Below are 16,676 nucleotides of genomic sequence, written 5' to 3'. Positions count from 1 at the left end.
GCTCCCGGCCTTAAGAACAGGCATGGTCATGTTGGGTATGTGCCGTGTTCGCCTGGCCGGAGCATCACATCATCGGTCGCCGGTGGAATCGGTGACGTCATGACTTGGCTCTGCCGCGACGTCATGGTTTTCACTATTCCAAATGAAGTCAACTGCGACTCTGTTATGACAAGCTCCGCGGGATCTTAAACTGCCGCCGAGGCGGCTGCGGCGCATTCGGGCCCGCCAGCACTGGGCAGAGGGCGGGATCCGCGGAAGGTTCAGGGCGGCGCACTGGAATCCGCGGAAGGTTCAGGGCGAAATCGACTCCGAAATCGCCATCGAGGTGGCGCAGAATCACCGTGGAAGTGGCGCACACCCTGTTACCGGGCAGCACTGGCCTCATTCGGGAGGCTAGGACTCACTCGAACCCCTCGCGGGCGGCCTACTCGAATCCGCGAAAGGCTCATGACCACCCACCTGAATCCGCCGAAAGTCCATGGCGACGCACTCGAATCCGCGAAAGGCTCTTGGCCGCCCACCTGAATCTGCGGAAAGTCCATGGTGACCCACTGGAATCCGCGGAAAGTCCATGGTGACCCACTGGAATCCGCGGAAAGTCCATGGCGACGCACTGGAATCTGCGGAAGGTCCATGGCGAAATCGGCTCCGAAATCGCCATCAAGCTGGCGCAGAATCACATCGCCCCCGCGCCGAACTACAAGCTGAGGGCTAGTCGTGACTGAAAAGGTGCAACATTCTGATCACCACATACCTCCACGTCAGCGGTGATGACTACACTTCTAATGTGAAGGGGCAACTTAAGCGTCGACGAGTCGGCGGTGATGCCACAGCAGCCCCTTCACCAAGCCGCTAAGGAGCTCATCTAGCCATGCCAGTCATCATTGTCCTCGTCGTACTGATCGTGTTGGTTTTCCTAGTGGTCCAGTTCTGGCCACTTGCGTTGGCTATTGCGATCATCTGGGCGGGCGCGGTCATCATCCCCAAAATCGTGCGCAACATTCGCAAGAATCGGTATTTTGCCAGTGATGAGTTCCAAACTCACAAGCAGGCACTGTCATCATTCGTGGCCGAGCACAATGCGGTCTCCAACTATACGTCGGAGATACGTGCGCAAGGGTCGTTCGATCTGGGTGTCTCTACCACAGGTCGACACGCTCATCTAGCAACATTTGAGAACACAAGTCACCACAACTATCGTCGCGATAGGAACATCGCCGATTACCAGTCGGATCACGTTCATAACTGTTCACTTCAGGTCGTGCGCAACGCCAGCGGTGATCCGATCAAATACATGATGAAGTACTTCGAGGTGCCTATCGATGAAGAGAGCCTGAGAGACGCCGAACGGCTTGGGAACGATATATCTCGTCTGGAATCGGCCATTGAAAATCTGTACATGCGCGAGTCAAGCATTCGCAGGTCGATCAATCCACCAGCCTTCATCCTCAAATACTTCGCAGACGAGTTCAATGAGCAGGTGGGAGTCGAGGTCTCTCCCGTGACCGTCCCGTACCCAGTCTATGTGTTTGAGTACGTCAGTGCTGGTGGAAACAGTTCGCAACGCACTACGATTACACTCAACTCGGAAACAGTTGATGCTCTAATTGAACGCATCGACGAGAAGCTTAAGTTCAGGAAGAGTGCCGCTGGCCAGAGAGCACTGATGACGGCCAGTCTCCGAAATTTCATCAAACGCCGAGACAACCACACGTGTCGCTATTGTTCAGTCTCGCTCGCCGCCGAACCCCATCTACTGCTCGAAGTAGACCATATCAAGCCGATCTCCAAGGGCGGACTCTCGGAGATTGAAAATTTGCAAACTCTCTGCTGGCGATGCAATCGGTCGAAATCAAACAAGTTCTAATCCCGACCCGAGATGGTTGAACTCAGTGAGTAGACGCGGATCAAGTGTCCAGAGTCAACCAAGATCACTCCCCTCAAACGCGCTCTTTAGTCAGTTGCCGGGCACTTCGCAGTCATGAACACTTGAAGCTTGACCCCTGCCCGACCCCTACTTGACGACGAGCACCGGGCAGTCGGCTTCGAGGATGACACGCTGGATGCTCGACCCGAGCAGCAGCTTCATCATCGTCGACCGCCGCCGGGTGGAGAGGACGATGAGTTCGGCCGCCCACTCCTCGGCGAGGTCGAGGATCTGGGAGGCGACGTCGGCGTCTGCGCGCTGGATCTCGAAGGGCAGCCCCGCCTCGGCGAGGATCCCGGCCAGCTCCTCCGTCTCCGCGGGGTCGTTGTCCATCGGACCGGCGGGACTGTCGGTGGAGAAGACGACGATCCGCAGCGCCGCCTCCTCCCGTCGCGCCGCGGCGATCGCCTGTGTGAGCACGGCCGCGGGGGCATCGTTGCGGTAGGCGACGACGACGGTCTTGGCGATGTCGTCGACGTCGGCCGAGCCTGCGATGCGCAGCGACGGCACGGGCCTGTGCCCGGTCGGAGTCGAGTAGAAGTCGGTCATGAGCAGCGGTCCCCTATCCGATCGCGATGACGCCGATGAGCACGCCGACGGTGAGCATGACGAGCGAGACGATGAGCGCCCTCCACAGCACTTTCTTGTGGTGGTCACCGAGGTCGACGCCGGCGAGCGAGACGAGCAGGAGGATCGCGGGCACGAGCGGCGACTGCATGTGCACCGGCTGACCGGTGATCGAGGCACGGGCCATGTCCGCGGCCGAGATCCCGTAGTGCGCGGCGGTCTCGGTGAGGACGGGCAGGATGCCGAAGTAGAACGCGTCATTGCTCATGAAGAACGTCGCCGGGATCGACAGGAGACCGGTGATGACGGCCATGTACGGTCCCATCGCCTCCGGGATGACGTCGACGAGCCACGCGGCCATCGCGTCGACCATGCCGGTGCCGCTCATGATGCCGGTGAGCACACCGGCGGCCATGACCATGGCGACGACGGCGATGATCGCCGAGGCGTGCGAGGCGAGCTCCTCCTGCTGGTCCTTGATCTTCGGGAAATTGACCATGAGCGCGATGACCATGGCGATCATGAACAGGTACGGCAGCGGCAGGACGTCGAGGACGAGGGTGACCATGACGGCCACTGTGAGCGCGAGGTTGAACCAGAAGAGGTGCGGGCGCAGGGTCGCACGGTTGGGATCGAGTGCGGTGTTGGCCAGGGAGGAGTTCCCACTCGCCGAGGCGGCCGCAGCGTTCCCGTCGGCACCGTCGTCGGGTCCGCCGACCGAAGCACCCGTGCCGGTGGCGCCGGCGCTTCCCGAACCGGCGGCGGTGCCGGCCGAGCCGGAGCCCGCGGCGGCGCGGGCCGCGGCGCCGACGAGCTCGGACTTCCGCGACGAGGGACGCCCGGTGCCGAGCCCGGTCACCCAGGTGACGCCGTTCTTCGCGAGGCGGCGGCGCTCGGAGAGTCCGAGGAAGTAGGCGAAGACGAAGCAGACGAGAAGGCCGACGACGAGCGAGGGCACCATCGGGGTGAAGATCTCGTTGGCGTCGATCTGCAGCGCCGAGGCGGCCCGGGCCGTCGGTCCGCCCCACGGCACGATGTTGAGCGTGCCGTTGATGAGGCCGGCCACACATGTGAGGACGACCGGCGACATCTCGAGCCGCTGGTAGATCGGCAGCATCGCGGCGGTGACGACGATGAACGTCGTCGACCCGTCGCCGTCAAGGGAGACGGCGCCGGTGAGCAGGGCGGTGCCGAGGACGACCTTGACCGGGTCGTTGCCGGCGATCCTGAGGATGAACTCGACGAGCTTGTCGAACAGCCCGACATCGATCATGATGCCGAAGTAGATGATGGCGAACAGCAGCAGCGCCGCCGTCGACGACATCGATGCGATCGCTTCCATGACCATCTCGCCGATTCCCAGACCGGCGCCGGCGAAGAGACCGAAGATGGTCGGGACGATGATGAGCGCCAGGATCGGCGAGAGGCGTTTGGTCATGATCAGCGTCATGAAGACGATGATCATGGCGAAGCCGAGGATGACGAGCACGGACTTCTCCTTCGAAGACGTTTGTGAACCGCCTGTGGATTTTGTGAGGCGCGATACACGCTAGGGCCGACCGACCGGACGGCGCGCGTTTAAGTGCACTGATCGCGTTCTGCCCGTTCTGTCCCTTTTGCGCATTCTGCTCAGCACTGGCTACTGTGGAGGAGTGCCACGCTCCTCCCGAGCCTTCTCGCGCCGTGTCCTGCTCAGCCAGCTCGCGGTCATCATCGCGACCCTCGCCCTGGTCACCGGTGTGTTCTCATGGATGGCCGCCCAAGCGGTGACCGATGTCAGCGAGACCGAGGCACTCGCCACCGCCCGCACGCTCGCCTCGGCGTCCGCCGTCCGGGAGGGCGCGACCCGCGCCTCGGCGACGGAGGAACCGGCGTCGGCGGAGATCACGGACCCGCTCGGCGAGATCGCCCGCGACGTCCGGACCCGGTCGGACATCGAATTCGTCGTCATCACCGACGACCACGGCCTGCGCCTGACCCACCCCAACCAGGACCTCATCGGCCAGCGCGTCTCGACCTCCCCCGAGGCGGCGCTGGCCGGACGCGAAGAGGTCACGCAGGAGGCGGGCACGCTCGGCAGCACGGTGCGGGCCAAGGTTCCGATCTACTCGAGCACCGAGGACGGCACCGTTGTCGGCGAGGTGTCGGTGGGCATCCACACCTCCGTCCTCAACGCCGACCTGCGCCGGGAGTTCATCGCCCTCGGCTCGGTCACCGTGCTGGCCCTGGGCATCGGCATCTTCGCCTCCTTCGCCCTCGGCCGCCGACTGCGACGGGAGACCCTCGGCGTCGGACCCGAGGAGCTCGCCGAGATGGCCCGCGATCAGGGTGCGGTCCTGCGCGGCCTCGATGACGGTGTGCTCGGCTTCGACTCCGACAACGAGCTCACCCTGAGCAATGCTGCGGCCCGTGACCTCCTCGCCGGCGACGCCGACATCGACGACGAGCGCCGCCGCACGATCGACGACGTCCCCCAGGCGATCCGGACGATGATGGTCGAGGCTCCCGAACGCGGGGCGCTGCGCCGGCGGGTCAGCGTCGGGGACAAGATCCTGCTGGCCACCGCCGTGCGCGTGCGCCGCGACGGCGTCGAGGTCGGCGGTGTCGTCACCCTGCGCGATGAGACGACGATGCTGACGATGGCCCGGCAGCTCGAATCGGTCACCGCGATGGCCGAGGCGCTGCGCGCCCAGCGCCACGAGTTCGCCAACCGGCTCCACACCGTGCTCGGCCTCGTCGACACCGGCGCCACCGACGAGGCCCACAGCTACCTCGAGTCGATCCTCGGCACTGGCCCCCTGACCACCCCGGTCGAGGGGATCGAGACGATCACCGACCCGTACCTGCGCGCCGTGCTCGAGGCGAAGGGCACCACCGCCGCCGAGGCGGGGGTGAGTGTGCGCGTGGCCCCCGACTCCCTCGTCGTCGGGCAGGTCACCGACCCCGAGGATGTCACCCTCGTCCTCGGCAACCTCATCGACAATGCGGTGCGCGCCGTCGTGCGCAGCCGGTCCGCCGACCCGGCAGCCGATGGCACGGCCGCGGCCGCGTCCTCCCCGGACGCGGCACCTGCGGACAGTGCGACGGAGCGGGGAACCGCCTCGGCGCGAGGGCCCTTCGAGGGCCGGGACCCGGCGACGGCGAAGCTGCCGAGCGGCAACGGCGACCAGGTCGTCGAGGTTCAGCTGCTCAGCGCCGACGGTGAGCTGCACGGCCTCGTCACCGACACCGGGATCGGCATCGAGGCAGCCGATGCCGAACGCATCTTCGACGAGGGCGTCAGCGGTGACCGCGAAACCCAGCAGTCCACCGGCGGTGATGGCGTCGAAGCCGCGCACGGGCACGGCCTCGGTCTGGCGCTGTGCCGCCGGGTGGCGAAACGACATGGAGGGCGGGTGTGGCTCGTCGACGGCCACGACCCGGTGATGGGCGGCGCGAGCTTCGGCGTCATCCTGCCCGACGTCCTCGTCGACGACGCAGACGATGTGCAAGGAGTGAGCTGATGGTCAATGTTCTCGTGCTCGACGACGACTTCTACGTGGGGCAGATCCACTGCAAGTACGTCAATGACGTCGCGGGCTTCCGCGCCCTCGACCCGGTCCAGGATCTGCGCACGGCGCGCAAGGTCCTCGCAGAAGAGGAGGTCGACCTGCTCCTCGTCGACTACGTCCTGCCAGAGGGCACCGGCGTCGATCTCATCCGCGAGACCGATGTCGACGCGGCCGTGCTCTCCGCCGTCGCCGACCCGCAGATCGTCCGCTCGGCCCTGCGCGCGGGCGCCCTGACCTACATCGTCAAGCCGTTCGCCGCCGATCATCTCCACGGCTTCCTCCGCCGCTACGCCCGCTACCAGCGGTTCTGGGAGCGGGAGAAGGTCGCGCAGTCCGACCTCGACCGGCTGCTCCGCAGCCTCCACGACACCGCCGCCCCGGGATCGACGTCGTCACCGGGCACGAAGTCGTCGACGACCGGGCGGATCCTCGATGCCCTCGAGGCGACGAAGCAGCCGATGACGGCCTTGGAGATCGCCGAGGCGGTCGGCGCGTCCCGGGCGACCGCGCAGCGGCATCTCGCGAAGCTCGCCGAATCCCGGGCGGTCACCGTCACCCTGCAGTACGGCAGCACCGGTCGCCCGGAGCACCTCTACCAGACGGGCTGAGCCGCGACCCCGCGGTCAGCCGAGTTCGCGTTCGACGTCGTCGATGGCCTGCCGGTCGTCGCGGCTGAAGCGCTTGAGCTGCGTGACGTGGCGCGGTTCGAGTTCGGCGATCGTCGAGACCTGGAGGAGCTTCATCGTCCGCTCGATCTGCTCGCGGAGGATCGCGATCGTGCGGTCGACGCCCTGCCGTCCCCCGGCCATGAGCCCGTAGAGGTACGCGCGGCCGATGAGCGTGAAGTCCGCGCCCAGGGCGAGCGAGGCGACGATGTCGGCGCCGTTGCGGATGCCCGTGTCGAGCATGACCTCGATGTCGTCGCCGACCTCGCGGACCACCTCGGGGAGGAGTTCGAACGGCACCGGTGCGCGGTCAAGCTGCCGGCCTCCGTGGTTGGACAGGACGATCGCGTCGACGCCGAGGTCGGTGAGCTTCTTCGCATCGGCGAGCGTCTGGACGCCCTTGACGGCGAATTTGCCCGGCCACATCTTCCGGATCGTGGCGAGGTCGTCGAAGTCGATCGTCGGGTCCATTGCGGAGTTGATGAGCTCGCCGACGGTGCCCCCGGTCTCCGACAGGGACGCGAACTCGAGCTTCTCCGTCGTCAGGAAGTCCCACCACCACCAGGGTCGGGGGATCGCGTTGAGGACGACCTGCGGGGTCAGCTGCGGTGGGATCGAGAACCCGTTGCGGCTGTCGCGCAGACGGGCCCCGCCGACGGGGGTGTCGACGGTGAAGAAGAGGGTGTCGAAGCCGGCTGCGGCGGCGCGTTCGACGAGGCCGTAGGAGATCTCGCGCTCGCGCATGACGTAGAGCTGGAACCAGTTGCGGCCGTACGGGTTGGCGGCCCTGACGTTCTCGATCGAGGTCGTGCCGAGCGTCGAGAGCGTGAAGGGGATGCCCGCGGCACCGGCGGCCGAGGCTCCCGCGATCTCTCCCTCGGTCTGCATGAGCCGCGTGAACCCGGTGGGAGCGATCCCGAACGGCATCGCCGAGCTGCCGCCGAGGATCTGGGTCGTCGTGTCGACGTGGGAGACGTCGTTGAGGATCGCGGGATGGAACTCGATGTCCTCGAAGGCCTGCATCGAGCGCTGCATCGAGATCTCGCCCTCGGCGGCGCCGTCGGTGTAGTCGAACGCCGCGGCGGGGGTGCGCCGTTTCGCGATCTTCCGCAGATCCTCGATCGTCAGCGCCGCATCGAGCCGACGCTTCCGACCGTCGAGTTCGAACTTCTTGAACTTCATCAGCTCGAAGATCTCCGCGGGCTTGGGGATCTGCCGCTTCATAGGTGGGCTCCTTCGGATCGTCGCATGCGAATCGTCGAATGCGTATGACATTTATGAGGTCAGACCATTAATGTGAGCATAGGACTGTGGTCGGGAGCGCGTCAAGAGCATCCCGGCGCCGAGGCGGTGGCCGACGAAGGGAAGGGACGAGGAGTGAGCACGTCGAGCGAGAGCATGAACGGCAGGCCCCCTGCGTCAGGCGACCCCAGTACAGGGCAGGCACCTGACAGGACGCCCGAGCCGGCACCGGACAGCGCGGAGGCGTCGGCACCGGCGTGGAAGCAGGTCGTGCGCCCGAGCACGCATGAGCTCGTCATCGATGCGATCGAGGAGCAGATCATGGCCGGGTCTCTCTCCGTCGGGGACCCGCTGCCGGCCGAACGGGAGCTCGCCTCCCAGCTCGGGGTGAGCCGGGCGAGCGTCCGCGAAGCTCTGCGCGTGCTCGAGAGCCTCGGCGTCGTGCGCTCGAGCGGAGGATCCGGACGCGGGGCGGGCACATTCATCGCCTCCCTGCCGAGGGAGGCTCTCACCCGATTCCTCCGACTCCACGTCGCCCTGACGAACTTCAGCGTCGACGAGGTCATCGAGACCCGGATCCAGCTCGAGCGCTCGAGCGCGGCACTGGCCTCCGCGGCCGCCGACGACGATGCACTGGCCCGGATGAACGCGTCCCTGGCGATCATGGACACCCCGGGAGTCAGCCTCGAGGTGTTCAACGACGCCGACACCGCGTTCCACGTCGCGATCGCCCAGGCCACGGGCAATCAGCTCTTCTCCGACCTCACCGGGGCGATCCGCAGCTCGCTGAGGCGACCGATCCTCGCGGCCTTCCGGGCCGTCGACGATCCGGCCGCGCTCATGGACGCACTCCAGGAGCAGCACCATGCGATCATGGCGGCGGTCGTCGCCCACGACCCGGAGCGCGCAGCGCAGCTGACCGAGGAGCACATCCTCACCGCGGCCGCCGCGCTGCCGGCTCTCGCGGAACCCCGCGGCGGCTCCGGCACCTGAGCACCGGCCCTCTCCGAGGACATCCAGCACAGCTCATCCAACCCGGGCCCCGCCTCGGCGCATCCAGCACCGGAGCTCCGCACGGGAGGTCACTCGGCCGCGTGACGGCCGGTCACCTCGGCGGTCTCCTCGTCGATCCGCTGCTGTTCGGCTGCGCGCTTCGCCTCGTCCTTCTCCGCCCTGCGCGCCGCCCGGCGCTCCTTGCGCCTCTCGACGAGGAGGTAGAGGGCGGGGACGAGGATGAGGGTGAGGACCGTCGACGAGGTGAGCCCGCCGATGACGACGATCGCCAGCGGCTGGGAGATGAACACTCCCCCGCCGGTCAGCCCCAGTGACATCGGCACGAGCGCGAACACCGTGGCAGCCGCCGTCATGAGGATCGGGCGCAGGCGCAGGCGGGTGCCGTGGACGATCGCATCCTCGAGCCCCATGCCGTGCTCACGGAGTTTGTTGATGAGGTCGATGAGCACGATCGCATTGGTCACGACGATGCCGATGAGCATGAGGAGACCGATGAGCGACGGGATGCCCAGCGGAGTGCCCGTGAGCAGCAGGAGCAGCACGGCGCCGGTCGCGGCGAACGGAATCGACACGAGGAGGATGAGCGGCTGGATGAAGCTGCGGAACGTCGCGATCATCACGAGGAAGACGAGCGCGATCGCCACGAGCATCGCGAAGCCGAGCTGACTGAACGACTCCGCCTGCTCCTGGCTGGCACCGCCGACGTCGAAGCTCACCCCGGCGGGCAGGTCCATCGTCGTCGACACCTGCGCGGCTGCGGCGGTGACGGCGTTGAGCTGGCCCTCGGCGGGCGTGGCGAACACCGTGACCTGGCGGTCGCCGTCCTCGCGGGCGATCGTCGCCGGCGTCGTCGTCTCCGTCACCTCGGCGATGTCGTCGACGGTGATGGGGTCGCCCTTGATGTCGGGGATCGCCTCTTGTTCGTCGGCGAGGCGCTCGTCGGCGGCCTGGGACTCACGGGCTTCGGCCTGGCCGTCGATGATGTCGTCGATCGCCTGGTTGGCATCGCGCAGACCCTGCTCCGCCTGATCGACGCCCTTCTGCGCCTGGTCGATCTGGTCCTGGCGCATCTCGTCGGGACTCTGCGGCGGTGGGGGATTCTGCACGTCGCGCAGCGCCTGCCGGGCCTCTTCGAGGGCGTCGGCGGCGTTGTCGCGGGCTTCGCGGGCGGACTCGAGCTGCTCGGCCGAATCGTCCTCGGCCTTGCGCTTGGCCTCGTCGGCCCGTCGATCGGTCTCCTCCTTGACGCGGTCGGTCGCGTCCTCCTGGGCATTCTTCGTCTGGACCTCGGTGACGGGCAGCTCGAGGGCGCGGATCTCGTCCGGTGAGGCATCGGGGTGCGTGGGCGCGATGAAGATGTCGCGCTCCTTGCCCTCGAGGGTGAGCGTTCCGGCCTGCGCTCCCTGGAGTGCTGCGGACACGGCTTGACCGACCTCGGCCTGACTGAAGCCGAAGTCCGCTGCCTTCTCCCGGTCGACGTCGACTGAGATGATCGGCTGATCGGCGGCGAGGTCGTTGCGGGCGTTCGACACCCCCGGCGTCTCGGCCATCCGCTTGGTCACGGCGTCCGCGGCCTCGCCGAGGGCGCCGAGGTCGGAGCCGGAGAGCTTGATCTCGACGTCCTCGTTCGCCCCGCCGCCGGCGCTCTGGACGTTGATGTCCCCGGCGTCCTCCCCGAGGCCCTCGAGCTGGCTGCGGATCCGGTCGGTCGCCGCCTGCGCGTCGGAGTCCTCGGCGAGGGTGATGTTGAAGGAGTTCTCCGCACCGGTCTCGGGCCCGTTGACCGTCGTCGAGTACGCCTCGACGTCGCCGTCACCGGCGAGGACGTCCTCGACCCGCTTCGCAGCGATGTCACTGGCCTCGAGGGAGGCGCCGGCGGGCAGGGTCTGGGTGACAGCCAGCGAGTTCTGCCCGGCCGACCCGAGCAGGTCGGTCTTGAGGAATGAGGCGAGGACCATCGTGACGAGGAAGATGACGACGGAGAACGCGATCGTCCGGCCCGGGTGGCGGAGGGCGGCGAGGATCGCCGGCAGACCGCGCTGCTGGAGCCGGTCGATCCGGTCGGAAGCCTCACCGTCGCCGGGGACGGGGCGGACCGTGGCCACCGGTGCGGCGGCCGGCAGCGGCTCCCGGCCCTTGGCGACGCGCTTCGCGTTCCGCTTGTCGATTTTCGCCTGCCGGCGCTCAGCCCTCTTGGCCGACTTCTCGTCCTGACGCTGCGCCCATTTCTCAAAGCGCTCGTCGGCGGCGGCTTGGCGCTTCGGCGAGAGCGGTTTGGGGCTGCGGCGCAGCACCCAGTAGCTGAAGACCGGCACGATCGTCAGGGCCACGAGCAGGGAGGCGAGCAGTGCGAGGGTAACGGTGACGGAGAACGGGCGGAAGAGCTGGCCGGCGATCCCGTCGACGAAGGCGATGGGCAGGAACACCGCGACCGTCGTCAGGGTCGAGGCGGTGATGGCCCCGGCGACCTGCTTGACGGAGGCGACGATGTCCGCGATCGTCAGGTCGGAGGTGCCCTGGCGCCGCCGGATGTTCTCGATGACGACGATCGAGTCGTCGACGACACGGCCGACGGCGATCGTCAGGGCGCCGAGGGTGAGGATGTTGAGCGTGTAGTCACCGACCATGAGACCGATCATCGCGATGAGCAGCGACATCGGGATGGAGATCGCTGCGACGATCGTCGATCGGAACGATCCGAGGAACGCGAGGATGACGAGGATCGCGAAGAGGAGGCCGAGGCCGCCTTCGACGGAGAGGTCCTTGATCGACTTCTCGATCTCCGGGGCCTGATCGAAGATCGTCGTGAACTCGACGTCGGAGCCGAGCTTCGGCCCGACGGTCTCAAGGACCTCGCCGACCCGGTTCGAGACCTCGACGACGTTGTCGTCCTGGCCCTTCGTCACGGCGACGGTGACGGCATCCTTGCCGCCTGCACGGGAGAGCGAGGTCTTCTCGACCGAGTCGAGGGTGACATCGGCGACGTCCTTCAGCAGCACCGTGCCGTCGGCCGTGCGGATGGGGGTGTTGCCGATCTGGTCGACGGCGTCCATCTGGGTGCCGACCTCGACGGCGAGCGACCTGTCGCCCTGCCCGCTCTGACCGGCGGGCACGACCGTGGTCGCCCCGGTGAGCTCATCGGGCACCGAAGCGGTGACGACGCCCTTGTCGTTGACGTCGTCAGGGCGGAAGGTGATGTCAACCCGCTGCTCGGCCTGGCCGGTGACCTCGACACCGGCGACGCCGTCGACGGCCTGCAGCTCGGGGACGAGGTCGGTTTCGAGGCGATCGCCCAGGGTCTGCGCATCCCCACCGCCGGAGACGGCGAACATCACGACGGGGAAATCGTCGATCTGCTGGGAGAGGACCTCGACCTCGGCGTCGTCGGGGAGGTTCGACTTCGCGGCATCGACGGCGGAGCGGACGGAATCCGTCATCTTCTCCGAGTCCTTGCCGAACGGCCAGGTCACCGAGGCGGTCATCATTCCCGACGACATCGTCGTCTGCACGGAGTCGAGGTCGCCGACAGCGTCGAGAGCCGTCTCCAGCGGCTTCGTCACGGTCTCCTCGACGACTTCGGGAGAGGCGCCGGGGACCGTGGCCTGCACCGTGGTGCCCGGCAGGTCGATCGACGGCATCGTCTCCTGGTTGAGCGAGGTCGTCGCGACGACGCCGAAGACGGCGATGACGAGGGTGAGCAGTCCGATGATGAGCCGGTTCTTCAGGCTCATCCTGGTCAGCTGGGACACGGGTTCCTCCGGGTCGTAACGGGTTTCGGGCGCGCGGCAGCGCCGAGCGTCAGGCGGGAAGTGCGCGGCGGCAGGCGGTGGCCCGGCTCGCCGTCAGTCAGTCTTTCATTCGGGCGGGGGTGTGCGCGTCACCCGAAAGTTGCCAATCGCCTCCACCCATCGGGGGATATTCGACGTCGCATTCAGCAGTCTCACGGGGGATGCTCATGATTCGAGCATAGGGTCGCGCCGATCACGCCACAGGGGTGTTATCCCCCGTCTTCGACCTGCGGAAACGTCCCGGACTCCCCTCCGGGCGGGGTGCTCGGGGGCTCTGCCGGACGGGTCGGCGCGGTCGGGGTGCCCGGGACCTCGGCTGCCGACGAGGGCTCGCGCTATTCCCGGTCGAGCCGCGCGCGGATCGCGGCGAGTTCCGCCTCGGTGTCGAAGTCGACGACGACCTCGGGGTCGACGTCGATGAGGCGGGGTTCGCCGTCATCGAAGAGCAGCCGGACGGCCTTGTTCTCGGGGTCGCCGATCCGCGCGAGTCGCTGTCGCAGCAGGGAGTGCGGCCACGCCGCGCAGAGGAACTGCGCCTTCCCGCGATCGTCGGTGCCGGTCACCGGTCCGCCAGAGGCCTCACTGAGGGAGACGATCTCGCCGAGGTGGGCCGCCGTGACCAGCGGCATGTCTCCGGCGATGATGAGGGTGGTGCCCTCGGTCGAGCCCATCTGCTCCGCTGCCGCAGCGATTCCGGCGAGGGGCCCTGCGAATTCCGGATCCTCGCGCACGGCGCTCACCGACTCCGCCTCGGCCTCGCTCAGACCCTCGGTCGTACCGGCCACCCACACCTCGGCGTCGGCATCGAGCGCGCGCACCGCTGCGAGGATGCGGGAGATCACGGTGCGTCCGCCGAGGTCGACACCCGGTTTGTGGACCCCGCCGAAGCGACTCGACCGGCCGCCGCTGAGGATGATCGCGCTCACTGCCATGGCTCGATCCTACGGTGCGCGACCGGTCAGCGACCCCGTCAGGCGGCAATCGATCTTGTCCTCGCAGCGCCGCCTCCGACGGAAATCGAAGCCCCGCCTCGGCGCGTCTGGGCGATACTGGTGGGGCACCCCCAGCACTGACCCACCGAAGGAGCAGCGAGAATGACGAAGTTCGACGTGGTCGAGGCCTCCATTGCGACTCTGCGCGCGGCGCTCGAGTCCGGGGAGACCACCTCGGCGGAGCTGGTCGATGCCTACCTCGAGCGCATCGCCGCGTTCGACGGCCCGGACACCGAGACCAGGCTCAACTCCGTCATCGTCGCCAATCCCGAGGCCCGCGCCGAGGCGGCCGCCGCCGACGAGCGCCGCGCCCGCGGTGAGACGCTCGGTCCGCTCGACGGGATTCCCTACACGGCGAAGGACAGCTACATGGTCGCCGGGCTCACCGTCGCCTCGGGGTCGCCGGCCTTCGCCGATCTCATCGCCCAGAAGGACGCCTTCACGATCGAACGCCTGCGGGCGGGCGGGGCGATCTGCCTGGGCCTGACGAACATGCCGCCGATGGCCAACGGCGGCATGCAGCGCGGACTCTACGGCCGCGCCGAGAGTCCCTACAACGCGGAATGGCTGACCAGTGCGTTCGCCTCGGGGTCGTCGAACGGTTCGGGAACGGCGACGACGGCGAGCTTCGCGGCGTTCGGCCTCGGGGAGGAGACCTGGTCATCGGGCCGCGCCCCGGCCTCGCACAACGCACTCATCGCCTACACCCCCTCCCGGGGTGTCATCTCCGTGCGCGGGAACTGGCCGCTCGTGCCCACGATGGACGTCGTCGTCCCCCACACCCGGACGATGGCCGACCTCGCCGAGGTCCTCGATGTCATCGTCGCCGACGACACCGAGACCCGCGGCGACTTCTGGCGCGTCCAGCCGTGGGTCGAGATCCCCGCGGCCTCCGAGGTCAGGCCCGACTCGTACGCCGCGCTGCTGCCTGCCGACCGCGCCGCCGCGCAGGACGTGCTCGCGGGCAAGCGCCTCGGCGTGCCCCGGATGTACATCAACGCCGATGAGGAGGCCGGCACCAACCCCGACGGCGGGATCGGCGGCCCCACGGGTCAGCGTGTCGAGACCCGCCCCTCGGTCATCGACCTGTGGGAGGCGGCCCGCCGCGACCTCGAGGCCGCCGGCGCCGAGGTCGTCGAGACCGACTTCCCCGTCGTGACCAACTACGAAGGCGACCGTCCCGGCGCGCCGACGATCCGGACCCGCGGCTTCGTCTCACCCGAGTACCTCGAGCGGGAGATCGTCGACCTCTCCGCCTGGGCGTGGGACGACTTCCTCCGCGGCAACGGCGATCCGCACCTCTCCACGCTGACCGAGGTCGACGGCGCGGACATCTTCCCGCATCCGGCCGGTGCGCTGCCCGACCGCTACACGGGCTTCGACGACGACATCGCCGAATACCCGGAGCACGTGCGGACGCATCCGTACGCCGCGATGACCGACATCCCGCTGCTCGAAGAGGGCGTGCACGGCCTAGAGCTCACCCGCCGCATCGACCTTGAGGCGTGGATGGACGAGAACGACCTCGACGCCGTGATCTTCCCGGCGATGGCCGACGTCGGCCCCGCCGACATGGACGTCGACGAGGCCTCGGCCGACCTCGGCTGGCGCAACGGCACGTGGGTCGCCAACGGCAACCTCGTCCCCCGCCACCTCGGGATTCCCTCGGTGACGGTGCCGATGGGCACAATGGCCGACACCGGGATCCCCGTCGGCCTGACGATCGCCGGCCGCGGCTGGGACGATTCGGCGCTCATCGAGCTCGCCGCCGCCTTCGAGGCCACCGGTGACCGCCGCGACGCACCCCCGCGGACCCCGCGCCTCTGAGGTCGCGCGCTGGTCGCGCCCCGACCGCAGAACGTCCCGGACCGATTTCTGCCACCAGGATCCGACCGGGACGTCCTGCAGTCTCACCCGCGCCTACCCGAATCACTGCTCGTGCCCGGGCCTGCCGCCGCGGCGGTTTCTGAGACCTTCGGGTGAACACTGGCGCGGCGGGCCGATGTGATGGAACAGTGGGCACCATGACTGACTTCACTGTGCTCGCCGAACGCGCCTCCGCCCTCCTCGACGCCCACCACCAGGCCAAACCCGTCGTCCTGCCGACCGTCTGGGATGCCTGGTCGGCCGGTGCGATGGTCGAGGCCGGGTTCACCGCGCTGACGATCGGATCGCACCCGCTCGCCGACTCCCTCGGCTACGCCGATGGGGAGAACATGCCCCTCGAGGAGGCCCTCGACGGCATCGCGCGGATCACCTCCTCCGTCGACGTGCCCGTCAGCGCCGACCTCGAATCCGGCTACGACACCGATGCCCCCGATCTCATCGCCGGTCTCCTCGAAGCCGGCGCGGTGGGCCTCAACATCGAGGACACCGTCCACAGCGCCGGTCGGCTGCGCACTGCCGAGGAGCATGCCGAGTACATCGGCGACCTGCGCCGCGCCGCCGACGCCCAGCGCGTCCACGTCGTCATCAACGCCCGCACCGATGTCTTCAAATCGCCCGAGGGCTTCGCCGACCCGACCGCCGAGGTGATCCGTCGCCTCAATCTCTGCGCCGAGGCGGGCGCCGACTCCGTCTACCCTGTGGCGATGCCCGACACGGAGACTCTCAAGCGGGTCGTGTCCGAGGTTCCGCTGCCGCTCAACGTCACCGCGCGTCCCCTCGAGGGCGCCATCCCCGATGGGCTCAGCCTCGTCCAGCTCACCGAGATCGGCGTCAAGCGCGTGTCCTTCGGTCCACTCCTCCAGGCGACCCTGCGCCCGCAGTTCGCCGAGGTGACCCGCGCCTGGCGCTGACGACACCGCACCGTCCGGCTGCGCCACCGGACCTGCCGGATCGTGCCCACAGACCTCTCTCACCAGCTACGATCATTCCAACAGACGACCCCCGTCTGCGCACCCGCCAGGAAGCATCACGAAGAGGAGCTG

12 protein-coding genes are annotated in these 16,676 nt (G+C 67.8%); 7 read left to right on the top strand and 5 right to left on the bottom strand.

Annotated elements, in window-relative coordinates; all coding sequences use genetic code 11:
- The first annotated feature begins 602 nt into the window (after nt 1-602).
- Together FFS20_RS18475 and FFS20_RS03285 are read left to right on the top strand one after the other, a co-directional pair.
- Complete coding sequence (locus FFS20_RS18475) at nt 603-725, top strand: hypothetical protein (protein WP_283202122.1); 123 nt, start codon at nt 603-605, stop codon at nt 723-725.
- A gap of 146 nt (nt 726-871) precedes the next feature.
- Nucleotides 872-1,867 carry an HNH endonuclease signature motif containing protein gene (locus FFS20_RS03285; protein ID WP_212743276.1) on the top strand — a complete coding sequence of 332 codons (996 nt, stop codon included), beginning with the start codon at nt 872-874 and terminating at the stop codon, nt 1,865-1,867.
- Nucleotides 1,868-2,014: 147 nt separating this feature from the next.
- Here the strand turns inward: FFS20_RS03285 and FFS20_RS03280 are convergent, their stop codons facing one another.
- Both FFS20_RS03280 and FFS20_RS03275 read right to left on the bottom strand, forming a co-directional pair.
- Nucleotides 2,015-2,476, bottom strand: a complete 462-nt coding sequence (locus FFS20_RS03280; RefSeq protein ID WP_137824510.1) for a universal stress protein — start codon at nt 2,474-2,476, stop codon at nt 2,015-2,017.
- Between the two features lie 13 nt (nt 2,477-2,489).
- On the bottom strand, nt 2,490-3,983 hold the full coding sequence (locus FFS20_RS03275) for an SLC13 family permease (protein ID WP_137824509.1): 1,494 nt from the start codon (nt 3,981-3,983) through the stop codon (nt 2,490-2,492).
- Between the two features lie 163 nt (nt 3,984-4,146).
- On the opposite strand from FFS20_RS03275, the gene FFS20_RS03270 reads away from it, so the two are divergent.
- Together FFS20_RS03270 and FFS20_RS03265 are read left to right on the top strand one after the other, a co-directional pair.
- Entirely contained in the window at nt 4,147-5,997 is a 1,851-nt protein-coding gene (locus FFS20_RS03270; protein ID WP_137824508.1) for a sensor histidine kinase, read from the top strand.
- Nucleotides 5,997-6,653 (top strand): response regulator, encoded by a 657-nt coding sequence (locus FFS20_RS03265; RefSeq protein WP_137824507.1) that lies wholly within the window; start codon nt 5,997-5,999, stop codon nt 6,651-6,653. Before FFS20_RS03270 ends, FFS20_RS03265 begins: the two co-directional genes overlap by 1 nt.
- A gap of 15 nt (nt 6,654-6,668) precedes the next feature.
- On the opposite strand, the gene FFS20_RS03260 is transcribed toward FFS20_RS03265, so the two are convergent.
- Entirely contained in the window at nt 6,669-7,934 is a 1,266-nt protein-coding gene (locus tag FFS20_RS03260) for an alpha-hydroxy acid oxidase (RefSeq protein WP_137824506.1), read from the bottom strand.
- A gap of 288 nt (nt 7,935-8,222) precedes the next feature.
- On the opposite strand from FFS20_RS03260, the gene FFS20_RS03255 reads away from it, so the two are divergent.
- Nucleotides 8,223-8,945, top strand: a complete 723-nt coding sequence (locus tag FFS20_RS03255) for an FCD domain-containing protein (protein ID WP_249356569.1) — start codon at nt 8,223-8,225, stop codon at nt 8,943-8,945.
- A gap of 89 nt (nt 8,946-9,034) precedes the next feature.
- Here FFS20_RS03255 and FFS20_RS03250 read toward each other — a convergent pair whose 3' ends face one another.
- A complete protein-coding gene (locus FFS20_RS03250; RefSeq protein WP_137824537.1) occupies nt 9,035-12,697 on the bottom strand; it encodes an efflux RND transporter permease subunit in 3,663 nt (1,220 codons plus the stop codon).
- Between the two features lie 392 nt (nt 12,698-13,089).
- Nucleotides 13,090-13,686, bottom strand: coding sequence for a molybdenum cofactor guanylyltransferase (locus FFS20_RS03245; RefSeq protein WP_137824505.1), 597 nt, complete (start codon nt 13,684-13,686; stop codon nt 13,090-13,092).
- Nucleotides 13,687-13,848: 162 nt separating this feature from the next.
- Between FFS20_RS03245 and FFS20_RS03240 the strand changes: the two genes are divergently transcribed.
- The gene (locus tag FFS20_RS03240; protein ID WP_137824504.1) at nt 13,849-15,573 is read left to right on the top strand and encodes an amidase; all 1,725 of its coding nucleotides are present in this window, start codon (nt 13,849-13,851) and stop codon (nt 15,571-15,573) included.
- A 197-nt stretch (nt 15,574-15,770) separates the two neighbouring features.
- A complete protein-coding gene (locus FFS20_RS03235) occupies nt 15,771-16,544 on the top strand; it encodes an isocitrate lyase/phosphoenolpyruvate mutase family protein (RefSeq protein WP_137824503.1) in 774 nt (257 codons plus the stop codon).
- Nucleotides 16,545-16,676 lie beyond the last annotated feature (132 nt).

This window comes from Brevibacterium sp. 2SA (assembly GCF_005502845.1).
Taxonomy (GTDB): Bacteria; Actinomycetota; Actinomycetes; order Actinomycetales; family Brevibacteriaceae; genus Brevibacterium.
The sequence above is the reverse complement of the archived record's forward strand: the minus strand, read 5'-3'. Positions and strand labels throughout refer to the sequence as shown.